The organism is Bacillus crepusculi, assembly GCF_014764715.1.
Lineage (GTDB): Bacteria > Bacillota > Bacilli > Bacillales > Bacillaceae > Bacillus.
Genome location: NZ_JACXXE010000002.1, coordinates 491217 through 510700, shown reverse-complemented (window position 1 = coordinate 510700; position 19484 = coordinate 491217). Strand labels below are relative to the sequence as shown.

Sequence of the window (19484 nt, the reverse complement as noted above, 5' to 3'; positions counted from 1 at the left end):
CCTCCCTTAGTTCATTTCAGTGACAGCCGGTGTATCTTCTCCCCAAATGGAGTCGTACACAACATCAACAAGACTTGCACGTGTCACAATGCCCTTTAAATGCCCCTCTGCATCCACGACCGGTACATATTTAATGCCTCGTATTAAAATTTTTCGGACCGTGTCTCTTAGAAGTGCGCCTTCTTGTACGGTATAGAACTCTGTATTTAAAATATCGCCAACGAAGGCTGCTTTTCTGCGGTTCGCATCGATTGTTTCAATATCGATATAGCCTTTTAGCACATGATGTTCATCTACTACAAGCAAGGAATCGACCCGTTTTTCTCTCATGATGTAGATAGCATCTGTTAATGTTTTTTCAACTGTAATGGTGACTGGTGACGTGTTCATCATTTGTTCTACACGTTCCATGTTTGGATTTGATTGAAGCAGACGTTCTTTCCCAATGAACTCTTCTACAAACTCATTGGCAGGGTTACGCAGAATATCATCCGGCGTACCTACTTGGACAATCTCTCCATCCTTTAAAATCACAATTCGATCTGCAAGTTTGATCGCTTCATCCATGTCATGCGTGACGAATACGATGGTTTTATTTAACGTTTTTTGTAGTTTCTTAAATTCTTCTTGCAATGAATCTCGTGTAATTGGATCAAGTGCACCAAATGGTTCATCCATGAGGATCAGAGGGGGTTCTGCTGCTAGTGCGCGAAGAACGCCAATTCGCTGCTGCTGTCCTCCACTTAGTTCATGCGGGTAACGTTCGAGATACTCAGGCCCCATGTCGACGAGCTTGAGCAGTTCTCGCGCTCGTTCTTTTCGTTTTTCTTCCGGCCATTTTAACAGCTTCGGAACAAGTGAAATGTTTTGTGCAATGGTCATATGGGGGAAAAGCCCAATTTGCTGAATCACATAACCAATTTCTCTTCTTAACCGGACTGGGTCCTTCTTCATAATGTTTTCTCCCTCGATCAAAATGTTTCCTGAGGAAGGTTCAATGAGTCGATTGATCATCTTCATCGTTGTCGTTTTGCCACAGCCACTCGGTCCAATAAAACAAACAAATTCTCCTTTTGCTATTTCTAAATCAATATTTTTGACAGCTTTTTTTCCGCCTCTATACGTCTTTGATACATTCTCTAGTTTCAGCAAATGAGACACCTCCAATTAGTCGGATATATATTTTCAGAAAATTTACACCTTATTCATTATAGTGCAAACTTTATAAAATAAAAAGTTTACGATATGTTTGTATTGCATAACATTTATTAAAAATTTTCAGTTAACGGGCTGATATGTAGAGATCCCTCCTTTTTCCTTCAATTTACTAGCAAATACTCAATATTTATTGTTTTCATTCACAAACAGGTATATGATATATTGTGTTACAAATTGTCAGTCATGAAGGGATGAAGCGGGGAGTGGACAAGCTAGCGTTAGGTGCCATTCAAAAAGCACAGGATCATTATATTGAAAAAGCTGCCGAGAATATGAATGCCTTTGGTCTTTCTTCTACAGTGGGTAGAGTGCTTGGTATCATTCACATGAACCGTAAACCAATGACGCTAGGAGAGCTATCAGAGGCGACCGGCATGAGCAAAACGAGGATGAGTCAAGTCGTTCGAGAAATGCTCGATTTGAATATCGCGGAAAAGGTTTATGAAAAAGGAATACGTAAAGATCTGTATGATGTTGAACAAGATCATTACCAGACATTTATTTCATTGTTTGCAGCCAATTGGTCAAGAGTGGTCAGCAAAAATCGCAAAGCACATAAGAAAACGTGCAAGGAATTGCTGGAACTTCTTGAACAGGAAGACTTGCCAGAAGAGACAGAGGATAAAATCAACCTGCTTCTTTCAGAAATAAAGGAAAGTCTTGATTACTATGATTGGATTAGCCGCTTAATTGAATTCTTCGAAAGTGAAGAAGTGTTTAAGCATGTGCCGAAACCTTAAAAAAGCTGTTTTATTTTACATCCTTGTAGAAAAAAACAGCTTTTTTTCATATACTTATACTTATGACATAAACACGGGGAACATCCCTTTTAAGCCTGCGCCAATCATCTCAACTGCCACTACAGCAAGAATTAATCCCATTAATCGAGTGACGACATTCATCTCTGTTTTCCCCATTTTCCGCATGATGAAACTTGAATAATGAAAGGCATAATATGTCATCGCAAGAACGATGACAATGCCGATGAAAATCGCAAACATGTGAAGCATTCCTTCACTTCCTGGGGTTAAACTCATCACTGTGGCGATTGTACCAGGGCCTGCAATGATCGGAATCGCAAGCGGAGTCACAGAAACATCTGCCTTCTCTATGCTTTCTGCCTTTTCGTCCGAATGAGGGTTTTGGACATGGGACTCCTTTGCATTCAGCAGATTGTAAGCGATACCAAAAATGAAAATACCTCCGGCAATGCGGAGTGCATGAATATCGATCCCAAACAACTTGAAAATGAGTCTGCCTGCCAGTAGAAAGGCAATCAAAATAATAAAAGATACAACCGTGGCTTTTTTAGCCGTCTGGGAGCGCTCTTTCTCTGAATAGCCCTCTGTTAAGGTAATGAAAAGAGGCACATTTCCAATGGGGTTTGACACAGCAAATAATGACACAACGACATGAATCATAAAGGAAATCAACAGACACCCTCCTTTTTTCATAGTGTCTGCCAATCTGATGTGAATATTCCCTTGATATGTGAAAACCTGTTTGGCTTTAACCGATGTGAATAGAGGTTCCATGATAGGGTGTCAAACAAGAGGATATGAAAGAATAGAAAGGATGAAAAAAATGATACAAATTCGGCCATTGTCTCGTGATCAATCTGTCCCTATGGACCTTTTACTCTTAGCCGATCCTTCAAAGGAGAAGGTTCTTGCCTATGTGCAATCCGGCTCTTGTTATACCGCCTTTCATGAGCAGGAAGTGATTGGTGTCTATGTTCTTTCATCTCTGTCTCAGTATACAGTCGAAATCATGAATGTCGCCGTGAAGGAGTCATGGCAAGGAAAAGGCATTGGGAAGCAGCTGATTCGCCATGCCATTGCTGAAGCCAAAGCCGCCGGTTTTCATACGATTGAAATTGGCACAGGCAATTCTAGTATTCAGCAGCTCGCACTTTATCAAAAATGCGGCTTTCGCCTCACGTCCATTGATCATGATTTCTTCCTTAAGCATTATGATGAACCGATCTACGAAAACGGTATTCAATGCATGGACATGGTACGGCTATCGCTTGTTCTTCAAGCAGACTGACTTGTTGCTCAGCCTGCTTTTTTTATGATTTGCGCTTTTTGACGACGTGAATGACATATTGAATCAAGAAGTAGAGTAAGGCGCCAGCTAGAAAGCAGACCATGCAGCCAAAGAGAGTCGCCTCTGAACTGAATTGATACTGTTCAATTTTCATGATATAAAATGGCATGCCAAACACAGTCGGACTTGATTCAACATGATTGACCTCTAGCAGCAGTAAAAATACTGGGGTCATAAACACAGCGAATACATACAGCATCGCAAGTGTTAAGCCGCTAGAAAACGAATGAAATACTTTGATCATCTATTTCTCTCCTTTCATCTCTTTTAAGCTGGCAGTCACATTTTTTCCGTCTGGGCAAGCTGGATGCAGCATCACAGTGTTCAGTAAAGAAAAAAGCAGCAATGGATGACTCAATGGATGCTTCCACATCAAAAAAAGCATGCTAGAGCAGATCACTGGAAACAATGGACCTGCAAGTGCCACCAGCAGATTGAAGCTAGGCCGGGCAAATTTTTCATGGACGACCGACACGTGCTTCCAATCTACCATCACCACAAAATCAAAACATGGTCTATCTTCGATCTTGTTACACACCATGACCATCAGCATATGACCGAGTTCATGAATGAGCACAACCGCTATCAAACTGATGAAAAGCTCCATCATCGCAGCACTGGCCTCTTTAACATAGCAGCATATATACAGCTGAAGAATGCGAGTGATCCAATCAAATAGGCGATGGCGAGAAGATAGAAATCTGCTGAAAGCCACTCTAATAAAAGCATATCGATGAAGCTGAATACAGCAATCATCATCAGGATGACAAACAGCTTATTAAACTCATTGATTTTCACAACAAACCCTACACATGCAGCCATCACTGTGATCAATAAAATAGACAAGCTCGCCAGACCTTGACCTTCACTTTCAATACCTGTCACCAAATAAACGAGCCCAATATACACAAAGTATGTCAGCAAATTGATTGCGTAATAAAATAAAATTCTCGATGATAAATAAGTGCCCTTAGATGTATCGAACATAAAGATGGCTCGTTGATTCAAATGATATTCCCTGCCAATCATCAGCGGCAGCATCACCAATATCTCCTTTAGCGCAAACTGTACAAGAAAGGCATACAGCCAGCCAGTTTCTGCCGGAGAAAAAACAACTGGCAGCCCCGCCGTCAAACAAACAAGAAATAGAAACAAAATGCCCTGTTCTTTAAAAACAGCTGATCGGCTAAAATAAACAAATTCCTGCCGCAGATGAGTCAGAAATGAAGATTGCGTTCTGATTTTGTTGTAAGAAAACGACTTCACCTCTGCTTTCAGCTGCAAAAACATCCGGTTGACATAACAAGCCGCCAACCCCTTCAGCCATAGCCATCCCGCGCATAATAAGATCAGAAGAAGCACGAAATAGACAGACGGCCATATGCGAATCATCTCAATCGCTTTTTGAAAAAGGAGAAACACCAATACGTTAAGCAGCGCAAAACCGAGCGTTTGCAGCAGCAAATGCTCTTTTGTTTTCGATACAACACGGCTCACACCAATTCGCATCAGCATCCAAGAAGCGAGCGCATACAGCGCCAATACACAGCAAGTGATGCACACAACCATCATCCAATACAGAGATGGTGTAACGCCGCTGATCAAAAGTCCTAATACAATCGGTAAAAAAAGCAGTCCAAGCACAAGGAAGCAAAAGACCACTGGAAAGAAATACACACAAAGGACAAATGACACACTTTGCATCGCACTGTTCAAAAAGTAGAATTGATATTCCTGACGCTTCATTTTATGACGGGAAAAAACAATGCCTGCCCCCAAAAGGATGAGTGATATTTTGACAAACTGGAGGTATAAAGCAGTTGGCTCGCTATCTCCTGTCTGCATGAAAAAGCGCAAGCTCATGACGACATACATGGCATACATCAGCAAGAAAAAAACGGCTGCTGTGAGAAGCTGTAAAGGATACTTCTTTCCAAGCTGCTTTCCTCTTGTTGCCAGCATCCCCCATTCTATTTTATGAAGAACGTGTCGTGTCCAAATCATTGAGTAACCTCTCCACCTCAATATAGTAGTCTCGATTCACTTCTTTATAAATGTCCTCAAGTGCTTGTTGAGAAAATGTCTGACTTGTTTCTTGACGAGTCATATCTAGCTTTACATCACCATTTCTTAAGATCATGAGGTGATCATACAATGTCTCACCAAAGCTCAAATGATGGGTTGAAATGAGGATACCTGCACCTTGATCTCTCAGCTTCATGAGCACCTTTCTTAAGATGATCATCATATCTGGATCAAGCCCATTCGTTGGCTCGTCGAACACATAATAATCGCATGGCCTGAGGAGCTGTGAAATGATCTGCGTTTTCTTTTGATTGCCATGGGACAGTTGAGCGATTGGCTGATCCATATACGGGCTTAGCTCGAATAGATCGATAAAAGTCTCTTCTCGCGCGACATCTTGCTCATGTGGTAGCTGGAGTAATTGAAAATATTCTCTTGGCGTTAAATAATCGAACAACGCATGGTCATCAGGAATATAGGAAACATGTTCTTTCAAAAGGGAGATATGTGCTGAGGATTGAAAGTTCAGCTGTTGACCATTTAAGGATACGCACCCTGTAAATGGTGTCAGCCCAAACATGGATTGAATGATCGTCGTTTTTCCTGCACCATTATGCCCCAAAAGAAGCATCGTCCTTCCTTTCTCCACATTCATTTGAATATTGCGGAGAGAAAAGGTGCGGCTATACGTTTTTTCTTTTAATTGTAATGTCAGCATCATGCTTCCTCCGTTTGTTTCAGATAGAACAGATGACTCCACTTCATGATCTCGTCATCTGTTCCTTATATCTGCTAAAAACTCAACCGCATTTGATTTTAATGTACATGCCTAAAAACTTGAATTGCCCTGCAAATTTAGAGCCTTTTCCAAATGTTTTGCATGCCCAAACGAGTGCTGCAAATGTCACCACACCTAAAATAACTGCAAGAACATAAATCCAAAATGAATTTTTCTGTGCATTCTGAGAAGTTAGGATTCGTTGCTTCTTTTCATCATAGGCTGCCAATAAATGCAGTACATACATGTACACACTTACAGGGAAACGAAGACTAAAAGCATTCAGCATCTCAACACCTCCTAATATATGTAAAACAATAGCACCTTCATACATGAAACATAAGTTCAAAATGATTCATATTTTTAGAAATTTTTTCATGATTTCTTTCTTATATATTGGCATTTTTGCCAGCTTCTCAATGACAGAAGAATTACTTTTTACAAAAATAGGATATGACAAATGGAATACTTAATGAACACAAAAAAAAAAACGCTGCGTCCACTCTCATAAAAGAGCGGAACGCAGCGCGCTACTAACATTACTTATTCAAGTTATAGAATGTTGCAATGCCGTGATATTGTGCTGTTTCAGCCAATTGATCTTCGATGCGTAGTAATTGGTTGTATTTCGCCACACGGTCCGTACGAGACGGAGCACCTGTTTTGATTTGTCCAGCGTTTGTTGCAACGGCGATGTCTGCAATTGTGCTGTCTTCTGTTTCACCAGAACGGTGAGAGATGACTGCTGTGTATCCTGCGCGTTTTGCCATTTCGATTGCATCAAATGTTTCAGTTAATGTACCGATTTGGTTTACTTTGATCAGGATGGAGTTACCGACACCATTTTTAATCCCTTCAGAAAGCTTCTTCGTATTCGTTACGAATAAGTCGTCTCCTACTAGCTGAACCTTGCTGCCAAGGCGCTCAGTTAACAGTTTGTGACCTTCCCAGTCGTTTTCATCAAGGCCGTCTTCGATAGAGATGATTGGGTATTTCGATACCATATCTTCATACCAGTCAACCATTTCAGCAGATGTTTTTACAACACCTTCGCCTGATAAATGATATTTACCGTCTTCTTTGTTATAGAACTCAGAAGATGCAGCATCCATCGCAAGTTTCACTTCTTCACCTGGTTTGAAGCCAGCTTTTTCAATCGCTTCAACGATTGTTTGTAGGGCTTCTTCGTTAGAACCAAGGTTTGGAGCGAATCCACCTTCGTCACCTACAGCTGTGTTTAAGCCTTTTGCGCTTAATACAGATTTCAGGCTATGGAAGATTTGTGCGCCCATACGAAGTGCTTCACGGAAGTTCGGAGCACCTACAGGCATAATCATGAATTCTTGAATGTCTACGTTGTTATCCGCATGCTCTCCGCCATTGACGATGTTCATCATTGGCACTGGAAGCGTTTTGGAGTTGAAGCCACCAAGGTATTGATAAAGTGGAATTTGTAAGAAATCAGCAGCCGCACGTGCTACAGCGATAGATACACCAAGGATTGCGTTTGCGCCTAATTTCCCTTTGTTTTCTGTTCCATCAAGTTCAATTAACATTTTGTCAATCGCTACTTGTTCTGTTACGTCAAAGCCTAAAAGCTCTGGTGCAATGATTTCGTTTACGTTGTTTACAGCTGTAAGAACACCTTTTCCAAGGTAACGGTCTTTATCTCCATCACGTAGTTCTACTGCTTCATATTCACCAGTAGAAGCACCACTTGGAACTAATGCACGGCCAAAGCCGCCAGATTCTGTGTAAACTTCTACTTCAACTGTTGGATTACCGCGAGAGTCTAATACTTCGCGTGCATATACGTCAACAATGTATGGCATCGTTATTTCTCTCCTTTTGAATCAATTTTTTTATTTTTGAATCAATGATGTTCCTGTCATCTCTTTTGGTTTTTCAAGACCAAGTAAGTCTAAAAGCGTTGGAGATAGATCGGCTAAAATGCCGTCTTCTCTTAGCGTCACACCTTTTTTCGTTACGATCACTGGAACAGGGTTTGTCGTATGTGCAGTATGCGGCTTGCCTTCTTCGGTAATCAGCACGTCTGCGTTACCGTGGTCTGCCGTGATGATGGCATGTCCGCCTTTAGCTAGGATTGCGTCGACTACAGCTCCTAAGCACTCATCTACTGCTTCAATGGCTTTAATGGTTGGCTCCAGCATCCCTGAATGACCCACCATATCCGGGTTAGCAAAGTTTAGAATGATCGCATCATGCTTGTCGGCATTGATGTCTTCAACAAGTGCATCCTTTACCTCGTAAGCGCTCATTTCCGGTTTTAAGTCATAGGTTGCCACATTTGGTGAATTGATCAGGATGCGGTCTTCACCAGGAAATTCTTCTTCACGTCCACCGCTCATAAAGAACGTCACATGAGGATATTTCTCTGTTTCAGCAATCCGCAGCTGCTTCAATCCATTTTGAGAAATCACTTCACCTACTGTGTTATCCAAGTTCACTGGTTTGAAGGCGACATAGCCATCAACCGTTTCACTAAAGTGTGTGAAGCAGACGAAGTGTAAATTCTTCGGATGTGCTTCTCCGCGGTCAAACGAGCGGAAGTCTTCGTTTGTGAATGTGTTCGAAATTTGAATGGCACGGTCTGGACGGAAGTTGTAGAAAATCACAGAATCGCCATCGTTTACTTTTGCAACTGGCTCACCATTTTCTCTCGTTATGACAGATGGAATAACGAATTCATCGTAGATTCCATTTTCATAGGAGTCATCAACGACATCATAGATGTTTTGATAAGTTGGGCCTTCACCATACGCCATTGCGCGATACGCTTTTTCCACACGATCCCAGCGTTTGTCACGGTCCATTGAGTAATAGCGTCCAGAAAGTGTTGCAATTTCACCGACACCAATTTCTTTGATTTGTTCTTCAAGCTGTTTTAAGTATACTTTGGCTGTCTTTTGACCAACATCACGCCCGTCTAAAAAGCCATGAATGTACACCTTTGTTAAGCCTTCTTTTTTTGCTAGTTTCAGCAATGCAAATAGATGCTGGATGTGACTGTGCACACCGCCATCTGACAAGAGACCAAATAAATGAAGGGCTTTGTCATTCTCTTTTGCATAAGTCATTGCATCTAGGAACGTTTCGTTTTTCTCAAATTCCCCATCACGAATGGCCACATTCACTCTTGTTAAGCTTTGGTACACGATGCGTCCTGCACCGATGTTCAAATGCCCAACTTCAGAGTTCCCCATTTGACCTTGCGGGAGACCTACTGCCTCACCTGAAGCCGTTAAGGTTTGATGAGGGAATTCGTTCCAGTAGCGGTCAAAGTTCGGTTTCTTCGCTTGTGCAACAGCGTTTCCGACTGTTTCGCCTCTTAAACCGAACCCGTCTAAGATGATTAATGCAGCTGGTTTCTTACTCATATTGACCTTCCTCCAATAATTGAACGAAAGACTGAGGTTCTAGGCTTGCCCCGCCTACCAAAGCACCGTCAATATCGGATTCTGCCATATATTCTTTAATGTTCGCCGGCTTCACGCTTCCGCCATATTGAATGCGAAGACTGTCTGCCGCTTCTTGACCAAATTCGCTTGCAACCGTTTGGCGAATGTGCGCACAAACATCGTTTGCATCTTTTGCTGTAGAAGATTTACCTGTACCGATCGCCCAGATTGGCTCATAGGCAATCACAGATTCAGCGACTTGCTGCTTCGTTAAACCAGCTAGTGCTTTCTTCACTTGATCAGCGACAAGTTCGTTTGTTTTGCCTGCTTCACGCTCTTCAAGCGTTTCACCTACACAGATGATTGGAACGATGCCATGCTTGAATGCAGCATGTGCTTTTTTGTTCACTGTTTCATCTGTTTCAGCGAAGAATTCGCGGCGCTCTGAATGACCGATCACTGAGTAGCCGATGCCAAGATCTTTAAGCGCAGCAGGGCTGATTTCACCAGTGAATGCACCGTTTTCTTCAAAGTGCATGTTTTGTGCACCAATTTTAAGGTCTGTTCCGTTAGAAAGGCTGTTCAGCTTTTCAAGGAAAAGGGCTGGTGCACAGACAATAGATTCCACTTTGTCAGGAGATGGAATAGATGACTTGACTTCTTCAACGAAGCTTACAGCTTCACCAAGTGTTTTGTTCATCTTCCAGTTCCCAGCTATAATTGGTTTTCTCATGATTGACACTTCCTTATAGCAGTTTTGGTCTTATTTATCGTTTAATGCAGTCACACCTGGAAGTTCTTTGCCTTCCATAAATTCAAGTGAAGCGCCGCCGCCTGTAGAAATATGGCTCATCTGATCGGCAAGACCAAATTTCTCAACAGCTGCTGCTGAATCTCCACCGCCAATGACAGAATATGTATCTTTTGCTTCTGCCAGTGCTTCTGCGATTGCTTTTGTTCCTTTAGCGAATGCATCGATTTCAAATACACCCATTGGTCCGTTCCAGACAACAAGTTTGCTGTTTTTAATGACATCAGCATACTTCTCTCTTGTCTCTGTTCCAATATCAAGTGCTTCTAGATCACTTGGAATTTCAGAGATTGGCACAATGCTTGTATTCGCATCATTTGAAAAGTCGTCGGCTACCAGAACATCTGTTGGAATCAGGAAGTTCACGCCTTTTTCTTTTGCACGGTCCATAAAGGATTTCGCTAAATCTACTTTGTCTTCTTCTAATAGAGATTTCCCTACTTCGTGGCCGAGTGCTTTTACAAATGTATAAGCAAGTCCGCCGCCGATGATCAGGTTGTCCACTTTATCAAGAAGACTTTCAATCACACCGATTTTATCCTTTACTTTTGCCCCACCGATAATCGCTGTAAATGGGCGATCAGGGTTTGAAATGGCTTTTCCTAGAACCTCAAGCTCTTTTTGCATGAGGAAGCCTGAAACAGCCGGAAGATACGCTGCAATACCAGCTGTGGATGCATGTGCACGGTGTGCAGCACCGAACGCATCATTGACATACACATCGGCTAAATCAGCAAACGCTTTTGATAATTCAGGATCGTTCTTTTCTTCACCAGGATAGAAACGAACGTTTTCAAGCACTAGCACATCTCCTTCTTTTAAGTCAGAGATTTGCTTTTTCACGTTATCACCGTATGCTTCATCCGCTTTTTTCACTTCTTGTCCAAGAAGCTCTTGCAGACGTTTTGCTACAGGTGTCAGACGCAGTTCTTCAGTAACTTGACCTTTAGGACGACCCAAATGACTAGCTAGTAGTACCTTTGCGCCTTGTCCTGTTAAATACTCAATCGTTGGTAATGCTGCGCGAATACGAGTATCATCCGTCACTTTTCCGTCCTTCATTGGAACGTTAAAATCTACGCGGCAGAACACAACTTTACCTTTTACGTCAATGTCTTTTACTGATTTCTTATTCATGCTCGTCAAGAGATCCTCCTTTATTCTGGTTTCCTTACGCATTGGACAAGTCTCTCTTTATCCTTTTCCCATTTTGCCCTCATCAAAACGAGAAATCGTGCAGAACGGATAAATACAGAGAAAAAGGGAAAGGGATGCTTCCCCTTCCCTTGTCCGTCTTCATTATATCGTGTCTCTAGGAAAGAACCAAGTGAGTTCCTTCAGTGTGAGAAATTAAAGACCTTGTTTTGCAATGTAAGCTGCAAGGTCAACAACGCGGTGAGAATATCCACTCTCGTTATCGTACCAAGAAATGACTTTCACCATGCTGCCTTCCATTACCATTGTAGAAAGAGCATCGATTGTTGAAGAGTTTGCATTACCATTGTAGTCACCAGATACTAATGGCTCTTCGCTGTAGCCAAGGATTCCTTTAAGTTCTCCTTCAGCCGCTTCTTTAAGTGCTGCATTTACGTCTTCAGCTGTCACATCTTGATTTAATTCAGCAACAAGATCAACTAAAGAAACGTTAGGTGTTGGAACACGCATAGCGCCACCGTTTAATTTACCTTTAAGTTCAGGCAATACAAGTGAAACAGCTTTCGCAGCACCTGTAGAAGTTGGGATGATGTTTTCCGCAGCTGCACGAGCACGACGGTAGTCTTTGTGCGGAAGATCAAGAATTTGTTGGTCATTTGTGTATGAGTGAACAGTTGTCATCATACCGCGTTTGATACCAAATTTATCGTTAAGTACTTTTGCAAATGGAGCTAAGCAGTTTGTTGTACAAGATGCATTAGAGATGACATCGTGGCTAGCTGCATCGTATTTGTCTTCGTTTACACCCATAACAATTGTGATATCTTCTTCGTTAGCAGGAGCAGAGATGATGACTTTTTTAGCGCCAGCTTCTAAGTGTTTAGCAGCGTCTGCACGTTTTGTGAAGAATCCAGTAGATTCAACAACGATTTCTACGCCTTGTTTACCCCAGCTTAATTTCGCAGGGTCACGCTCAGCTGATACTTCGATTGTTTTACCGTTCACTACTAAGTTCGTACCGTCTACAGAAACCTCTGCATCTAGTTTTCCGTGAACAGAGTCATATTGTAAAAGGTGTGCAAGCATGTTAGCGTCTGTTAGATCGTTAACCGCTACTACCTCAACTTCAGGATTGTTTAATGCTGCACGAAATACGTTACGTCCAATACGTCCAAATCCGTTAATACCGACTTTTACTGCCATGATGTTTCCTCCTTTTATAGGTCACAATGTTTTATATTGAGGGATCTATTGACTCCCTTAATAACTCTTTTGCGGCTCCTTCGTCTGTGACGAGAACCGTTCGGCGGGGTTTTTTGAAATAAGCTTCAATGGCCCCAGCCTTTGATGATCCACCTGCAACAGCAATGATGTGTGGAATGCTTTCTAAATCATCTAGCTGCATGCCGACGGAGTGCACTTTGTGGACGACCTCGCCATCACGATTAAAGTAATAGCCAAAAGCCTCTGTCACTGCGTCATGCTCATCAATCTTTTTTAAATCTTCAGCGGGTGTGTTTCGTCTCATCGCCATTGTTTTTGCTTCACCGATTCCATGAATAAGCATCGTGGATGATTTAATTGTTTGAAGCACTTCTTTGACGGACGGCTCTTCAATAATGGAAGAGTAAGCACCTTCTGACAGCTGTCCTGGAACAAACAGCAGTTTGTAAGTACCGGAAGCTTTTTCAGCCATGTGGGCACAAATGGTGTTTGCCTGATTTTTTACATTCTCCCCAAGACCGCCTCTCGCAGGGACAAACATCATGTCGCGATTTTTGGCATCAGGGGTCATCATTTCGGCAACAGCTTCCATCGTCGTTCCGCCAGTGACGGCGACGATATTATTTCCAGTAAACCTTTTTTTCATACATTGGACAGCAGCTCTTCCCATTTCTTGCTTCACCCACGGGGATTCATCGCTGTCACCAGAAACAATGATGACTTCTTCCAGGCCTAATTTCCTCTTTAATGTATTTTCCAAAAAGGTTAAACCTAAAACGTCCTTCATCATTCCTTCAAGCATTTCAAGCAAAGCATGACCTTCAGTCGTCAGCATCATACCGCTCGTTTTGACATCCAGCAGATTTTGTTCCTTTAAGAACTGAACTTCAGCTCTTAAGATACGTTCACTGAGACCAAGACTTGTCGCAAGACTTCTGCGACCAATTGGTTCCGCTAATCTGATGTACTGCAAAATGTCGTAGCGCTTTTGCATAACTGTGAGAAGATCTGGTAATAATTTTTTTTGAGCTTCCAATAAACGATTCATGGCTAACGACCCTTTCTTTTCACGTTGGACTAAAAACGTCCCACTGTGACAAAAAACGTCCCGCCACAGCCAAAAAAAATCAATCCCTGCTTTCTTTAATTATTTTAACAGGATCATCTTGCATTTTCAACTCTTACAAACACATTTAGACAAAAAATAGACACATTTTCACCGATAACCTGCTTGTCATCAAGGTTTTTGCGATGATATTTCTTTCAAAATATTTATTTTCTTCTATATTATATGAATTCAGCTTTGAAAAGGTGCATGCTAGTGACCAGCATACACCTTTTGTTGATAAAGAAGACTTTTGTATTGTTTAGCGTGATGGAAGACGAAACCTGCTTATGTTTTTGTGATGGTTCCTTCCTCTTCAGCAAACCGTTTTGCATCTTCCTTCGGTTTGATTTTCAAATAATAAATCATGTAGCAAGCGGCCATGAATGGAATTCCGCAATAAAGACCAATTCGCTGATCCTCAATAAAGAATAAGCTGATGAGGACGATGCCAAAGGCGATAAAGCCTGCCAATGGCACAAATGGATATAGCGGTGTACGGAAGACGAGATCCTTTACATCTCCGCCCGCTTTCGTAAATTGTTTTCTAAAGAAATACTGAGACAAACAAATGGACATCCAGACAACAACAAGAACCATACCAGAAATCGAAATGAGCCAGACGTATACCGTTTTTGGTGCCACAACACTAGTGAGCAAAGATAGAGCCGATACGCCCATTGTCACCAATAGTGCATTGATCGGAATTTTACGCTTGGACAGCTTTTTCGTAAAAGCAGGCCCTTTTCCGTCTTTCGATAATGACCAGAGCATACGTGATGATGCATATAATCCAGAGTTCGCTACAGATAAGACGGCTGTGATGATTATAAAATTCATTATATCTGCGGCATATGGAATACCGACCTTGTCCAGTACCACAACAAACGGACTGTCGACAGTACCGGCTGTCTGCCATGGAAGAAGTGCGGCTAGAACTGCAATAGATAAGACGAAAAAGACCATCGTTCTCCAAATAATATTCCGTATGGATCGAGGCAATGTTTTTTCAGGGCTTTCACTCTCTCCTGCTGCGATCCCTACAAGCTCTGTTCCTTGAAAGGAGAAATTGACCGTGACCATGGTTAATAAAATGGCAAAAACACCATTAGGAAAAAGGCCGCCATGATCCGTCAAATGACGAAATAGAGGGGCTGGTTCTCCATCTTTCAAATGAATCATTCCGAAAATTGCGCCAATTCCAACGATAATAAACAACAGGATAGCAGCCACCTTGATGGCCGAAAACCAAAACTCTGTTTCAGCGAAGCTACGTGCTGAGATGGCATTCACGGCAAATAAAATCACGCTAAATGCAAGACACCAAAGCCAAACTGGGATATCTGGGAACCATCTTTGGAGTAAAATACCTGCCGATGTAAACTCAAGTCCAATCGTACACGCCCAGCTAAACCAATAAAGCCAGCCGATCATAAAGCCTGTGGACGGGCCGATATATTTGGTTGCATACTCTTGAAAGGAACCGGCTGTCGGCATAGCCACTGCTAATTCACCAAGACACAGCATGACCAAATACATTAACAGCCCGCCAATGATAAACGAAAGAATGGCTCCCCCGGGTCCTGCCTGGTGGATAATGAGTCCTGACCCAAGGAAAAGGCCCGTGCCGATGACGCCGCCTAAGGCAATCATAAAGAGATGTCTGCTTTTCATGGAACGCTCTAGTTCGTTATGCTGATCTTGCTTCAAATCCGCTTCCCCACTTTCACTCTTCTATTCATCATCCTTTGACAAAATTCGCCGCTCGTTGAAAGAGAAAGGGAGAATGTTAGACTTCTCCCTTTTTACATTTATGCTTGAAACAATGCTTCAATATGGCCAATCGCCCAATCTAAATCTTCTTTTGAAATGGTGAGCGGCGGAGCAAAGCGGATCACTGTTTCATGCGTTTCCTTGCATAACAGCCCTGCTTGCTTGAGCTTCTCACAATAGGGTCTAGCTGCCTCTGTCAGCTCCATGCCGATAAATAGTCCGCGTCCGCGCACTTCCTTAATCACAGGGCTTTGAATGCGTGATAGTTTGTCTTTGAAATATTCGCCAAGCTCCATTGAGCGCTCTGCAAGCTTCTCATCTAGTAAGACATCCAGTGCAGCAAGCGACACCGCACACGCTAGAGGGTTTCCGCCAAAGGTAGACCCATGAGACCCAGGGTTAAACACACCTAAAATATCCCGGTTTGCCACGACACACGAGATCGGGAATACTCCGCCGCCAAGTGCTTTACCGAGAATCAGCATATCTGGCTCAATTTCTTCCCAGTCGCAGGCAAACATCTTGCCTGTCCGCGCTAATCCCACTTGAATTTCATCTGCGATAAATAATACATTTTCCTTCTCACAAAGTGTCTTCGCTTCTTTCAAGAAGCCGTCTGGCGGCATCACAATGCCCGCTTCTCCTTGTATCGGCTCAATAAGAAAAGCCGCTGTTTGTGGCGTGATGGCTTCACGTAACGCTTCCATATCTCCGTAAGGAATTAATTTGATGCCGGGAAGCATCGGACCGAAACCTCTTTGATATTCTGCTTCAGAAGAAAGAGAAACAGCCGTCATCGTTCGGCCGTGAAAATTCCCGACACACGCAATGATTTCCGCTCGATTCTCTTCGATTCCTTTGACGTCATAGCCCCAGCGCCTTGCAGCTTTTACAGCGGTTTCTACAGCCTCAGCTCCTGTATTCATCGGCAGTGCCATGTCTTTATTCGTCAGTTTACAAATTTTCTCATACCAAGGACCGAGCTGATCATTATGAAAAGCTCTCGAGGTAAGCGTCACACGGTCTGCCTGTTTTTTGAGCGCTTCAATAATACGGGGATGGCGATGTCCTTGGTTGACTGCGGAATACGCACTCAGCATATCCATATATCGATTACCTTCAGGGTCCGTTACCCAAACCCCTTCAGCCTCTGAAATGACAATTGGCAGTGGATGATAGTTCGCCGCACCGTATTGCTCTGTTTGTTGAATCAATTCATTTGTCTGTGTCATCATATGTTCCTCCTTCTATAAGCTGGCTTCTTTCCAGTCGGTTCTTTTCTTCATTCATATATGCAAGGATCGTGCCAACTTTCTGATCGCCTCATGATGAGGTTTGCTTCAATTTTTCACGCAAAATATTTTTGCATACGCAAAATTTTTTAGAGGAAACCGCAAAATTTTTCGTGTAAAATAGAAGTAATGTCTGGAGGTGGCGCAAGTGAAAAAAGATCCGCATACTGCAAAGCTGGAAAATGAGATTGATCTGTATAAACAAATGCTCGATCTAATTGATGTCGGGGTTCATGCCATAGACGAGAATGGCAATACTGTTGTTTATAATAAAAAAATGATGGAAATTGAATCTTTAAAACGTTCAGATGTCCTCCATAAAAATGTACTCGACTTCTTCACATTTCAAGACGAGATGCACAGTACGCTTGTTCAAGCGCTGCGAACCGGGAAACAAACCGTTCATGCAAAACAGACGTATCATAATTACAACGGCAAAGAAATCACAACGATTAACCATACATACCCGCTCGTTCGAGACGGTCTCATTCAAGGAGCGGTTGAAATTTCAAATGATGTGACCAAGCTGGAACGGCTGATTCACCACAATATGAAGAAAAAAGGAAATACACGCTTTACCTTTGATTCGATCATTGGAAAAAGTCCTGCATTTTTAGAAGTGATTGAGCATGCAAAACGGGCGACACGCACCTCTTCTTATGTCCTCATTGTTGGGGAAACTGGGACAGGAAAAGAACTATTTGCTCAAAGCATCCATAACGGCAGCAGCCGTTCATCTGGACCATTTATCACCCAGAATTGTGCGGCACTGCCTGATAATCTGATTGAAAGTCTGCTTTTTGGTACGCAAAAAGGTGCTTTTACTGGGGCGACAGATCAGCCCGGTTTATTCGAACAAGCGCAGGGAGGGACTTTGCTTTTAGATGAGATCAACTCCTTAAATCCTGCCCTTCAAGCGAAACTTCTGCGCGTCTTGCAGGAGAAAAGTGTGAGAAGGTTAGGCAGTACAAAAGAAATTGCCGTTGATGTGAGGGTCATTGCTAATATGAATGAAGACCCTGTGGATGCGATTGCAGGTGGACGCATGCGAAAGGATTTATTTTATCGATTAGGCATTGTCACCTTATTTATCCCGCCACTTTCTGAGCGCAAGGAAGATATTCCTACGTTTGTCAGTCATTTTATTCAAAAATATAATGAGCTGTTTCAGATGAATGTGAAGGCGGCTGATGAAGAAGTGCTTGCCCTTTTTCAAGCCTATGATTGGCCAGGCAATGTAAGAGAGCTGGAGCATGTAATTGAGGCTGGGATGAACATGATGATGGATGAAGCATACTTAAGCATGCATCACCTTCCCTATCATTTCAGGTTCAAGCACGGGGCAGGTCGCCCGGCTACACAAATGCAGGCACAGCCATTGCAGCAAAAAGCTGACACCTTTATGTACACAAGCCCAGAGCATACGACTGATTTCCAAACCCAAATGGAACAATTCGAAAAACAATACATCGTCCATTATTTAGATCAAATGGACGATAATATTTCACAGACTGCAAAGATTTTGGGCATGAGCAGGCAAAGTCTGCAATATCGAATGAAAAAGCTACATATTTCTCGTCAATAATAGAGCTGTGCCCCTATTTAGCACAGCTTCAACTTGTTGACAAAGGGCTAAAATGATCTTTATTTTAGCTCTTTGACTTCTTTTTAACGTGGCATGAAAACCTTTTCATCCCTAGGAAGGACGAGTACCGGAGCGAATGTGACCATTCGTGAGTCGGCGCGCTGCCCTGACAAAGAATGCGAGGAGGTGTCTTATGCGCTGGAGCTGTTCCCTTATTTGGTACAGCCTATTGTGCACCTGACTACTCTGCTGGTTTTTGCAGTACATCACTCAACAGTCTTTCTACATTTTTCAAATGTGTGAGCATCGCTCTCTCCGCTTCCTCTGGCTGTCTTGCCTCGACGGCTTTGTAAATTTGTTCATGTTCTTTATAAAGCTGACGAATAGAGGCTTTCCTTGAAAACAAGACCACTTTTCTCGTTTCACGCATCGTTTCTACTAACAAGGCTGAGACCTGATTCATTAATGCCCTTAGCAAATCATTCTTTGAGGCTGTGGCTAAGGCGAGATGGAATGTGAGATCTGCCTTTTCACCAATTTCTTCATGCGCTTCTGCCAGCTTCATTTGTTCAAGAGCCTCACGCAGGTGATGAAGATCATCGTCCGTTCGAAGCAGCGCCGCCTTTTTGACAACACCTGTTTCAATGATTGACCTCACTTCAAGGAGCTGCGCAACGTCCTGCTGCTTCATCAAAAATGCGGAAGATACGCAAAGTGTGAGTTGATCAGGGTCGAACTGCTTTACATACGTGCCTTCTCCCTGCTTCATTTCGATTAATCCGATCGCCTTCAGAGCAGATAGCGCCTCTCTCACAGCCGAACGGCTGACTTGAAAGCTTTCAGAGAGCGCTTGAACCGAATCTAATTTTTCCCCAGGAAGAAGCTCACCTGTACGAATGGATTCAGCTAATGCATCTGCAATTTCTTCATATATTTTTTTTGGTTTAATTTGTTTATATTTCAATTGGTCTCACCTCATCACTGTTGTCT

19 protein-coding genes are annotated in these 19484 nt (G+C 42.6%); 3 read left to right on the top strand and 16 right to left on the bottom strand.

The annotated features are described in order from the left end of the window. Positions 1–6 precede the first annotated feature (6 nt). Positions 7–1152: a betaine/proline/choline family ABC transporter ATP-binding protein gene (locus IEE86_RS06505; RefSeq protein ID WP_191096471.1), complete on the bottom strand. Its 1146-nt coding sequence runs from the start codon at positions 1150–1152 to the stop codon at positions 7–9. Positions 1153–1421: 269 nt separating this feature from the next. On the opposite strand from IEE86_RS06505, the gene IEE86_RS06500 reads away from it, so the two are divergent. After that, positions 1422–1958, top strand: coding sequence for a GbsR/MarR family transcriptional regulator (locus IEE86_RS06500; RefSeq protein ID WP_191096470.1), 537 nt, complete (start codon positions 1422–1424; stop codon positions 1956–1958). 60 nt (positions 1959–2018) lie between these two features. On the opposite strand, the gene IEE86_RS06495 is transcribed toward IEE86_RS06500, so the two are convergent. Beyond that, a complete protein-coding gene (locus IEE86_RS06495; protein WP_191096469.1) occupies positions 2019–2651 on the bottom strand; it encodes a MarC family protein in 633 nt (210 codons plus the stop codon). 151 nt (positions 2652–2802) lie between these two features. Between IEE86_RS06495 and IEE86_RS06490 the strand changes: the two genes are divergently transcribed. Beyond that, a complete protein-coding gene (locus IEE86_RS06490; protein ID WP_191096468.1) occupies positions 2803–3267 on the top strand; it encodes a GNAT family N-acetyltransferase in 465 nt (154 codons plus the stop codon). A 22-nt stretch (positions 3268–3289) separates the two neighbouring features. On the opposite strand, the gene IEE86_RS06485 is transcribed toward IEE86_RS06490, so the two are convergent. From IEE86_RS06485 to IEE86_RS06425, 13 genes are all read right to left on the bottom strand, one after another. Next, the gene (locus IEE86_RS06485; RefSeq protein ID WP_191096467.1) at positions 3290–3571 is read right to left on the bottom strand and encodes a hypothetical protein; all 282 of its coding nucleotides are present in this window, start codon (positions 3569–3571) and stop codon (positions 3290–3292) included. Next, positions 3572–3937, bottom strand: coding sequence for a hypothetical protein (locus IEE86_RS06480; protein ID WP_191096466.1), 366 nt, complete (start codon positions 3935–3937; stop codon positions 3572–3574). It abuts the gene before it with no gap. Then, entirely contained in the window at positions 3934–5331 is a 1398-nt protein-coding gene (locus IEE86_RS06475; RefSeq protein ID WP_191096465.1) for a hypothetical protein, read from the bottom strand. Before IEE86_RS06475 ends, IEE86_RS06480 begins: the two co-directional genes overlap by 4 nt. Beyond that, positions 5303–6070 carry an ATP-binding cassette domain-containing protein gene (locus IEE86_RS06470; RefSeq protein WP_191096464.1) on the bottom strand — a complete coding sequence of 256 codons (768 nt, stop codon included), beginning with the start codon at positions 6068–6070 and terminating at the stop codon, positions 5303–5305. Before IEE86_RS06470 ends, IEE86_RS06475 begins: the two co-directional genes overlap by 29 nt. 82 nt (positions 6071–6152) lie before the next feature. Beyond that, entirely contained in the window at positions 6153–6419 is a 267-nt protein-coding gene (locus tag IEE86_RS06465) for a hypothetical protein (protein ID WP_191096463.1), read from the bottom strand. A gap of 250 nt (positions 6420–6669) precedes the next feature. Next, the gene (gene eno, locus IEE86_RS06460) at positions 6670–7962 is read right to left on the bottom strand and encodes a phosphopyruvate hydratase (RefSeq protein WP_003212752.1); all 1293 of its coding nucleotides are present in this window, start codon (positions 7960–7962) and stop codon (positions 6670–6672) included. A gap of 30 nt (positions 7963–7992) precedes the next feature. Then, a complete protein-coding gene (gene gpmI / locus IEE86_RS06455) occupies positions 7993–9528 on the bottom strand; it encodes a 2,3-bisphosphoglycerate-independent phosphoglycerate mutase (protein ID WP_191096462.1) in 1536 nt (511 codons plus the stop codon). Then, positions 9521–10282, bottom strand: a complete 762-nt coding sequence (gene tpiA / locus IEE86_RS06450) for a triose-phosphate isomerase (protein WP_017359213.1) — start codon at positions 10280–10282, stop codon at positions 9521–9523. The genes gpmI and tpiA overlap by 8 nt, the downstream gene beginning before the upstream one ends. Before the next feature lie 30 nt (positions 10283–10312). Continuing rightward, the gene (locus IEE86_RS06445; RefSeq protein ID WP_017359212.1) at positions 10313–11497 is read right to left on the bottom strand and encodes a phosphoglycerate kinase; all 1185 of its coding nucleotides are present in this window, start codon (positions 11495–11497) and stop codon (positions 10313–10315) included. A 213-nt stretch (positions 11498–11710) separates the two neighbouring features. Continuing rightward, positions 11711–12718: a type I glyceraldehyde-3-phosphate dehydrogenase gene (gene gap / locus IEE86_RS06440; protein ID WP_007500174.1), complete on the bottom strand. Its 1008-nt coding sequence runs from the start codon at positions 12716–12718 to the stop codon at positions 11711–11713. Positions 12719–12749: 31 nt separating this feature from the next. Beyond that, positions 12750–13787 (bottom strand): sugar-binding transcriptional regulator, encoded by a 1038-nt coding sequence (locus IEE86_RS06435; RefSeq protein ID WP_008347711.1) that lies wholly within the window; start codon positions 13785–13787, stop codon positions 12750–12752. A 345-nt stretch (positions 13788–14132) separates the two neighbouring features. Next, entirely contained in the window at positions 14133–15518 is a 1386-nt protein-coding gene (locus tag IEE86_RS06430) for an amino acid permease (protein ID WP_224740851.1), read from the bottom strand. A 137-nt stretch (positions 15519–15655) separates the two neighbouring features. Beyond that, positions 15656–16849 carry an ornithine--oxo-acid transaminase gene (locus IEE86_RS06425; RefSeq protein WP_191096460.1) on the bottom strand — a complete coding sequence of 398 codons (1194 nt, stop codon included), beginning with the start codon at positions 16847–16849 and terminating at the stop codon, positions 15656–15658. Between the two features lie 208 nt (positions 16850–17057). Between IEE86_RS06425 and IEE86_RS06420 the strand changes: the two genes are divergently transcribed. After that, the gene (locus tag IEE86_RS06420; protein WP_318010258.1) at positions 17058–18494 is read left to right on the top strand and encodes a sigma-54 interaction domain-containing protein; all 1437 of its coding nucleotides are present in this window, start codon (positions 17058–17060) and stop codon (positions 18492–18494) included. A gap of 241 nt (positions 18495–18735) precedes the next feature. Here the strand turns inward: IEE86_RS06420 and IEE86_RS06415 are convergent, their stop codons facing one another. After that, positions 18736–19458 carry a FadR/GntR family transcriptional regulator gene (locus IEE86_RS06415; protein WP_191096459.1) on the bottom strand — a complete coding sequence of 241 codons (723 nt, stop codon included), beginning with the start codon at positions 19456–19458 and terminating at the stop codon, positions 18736–18738. Between the last annotated feature and the right edge of the window lie 26 nt (positions 19459–19484).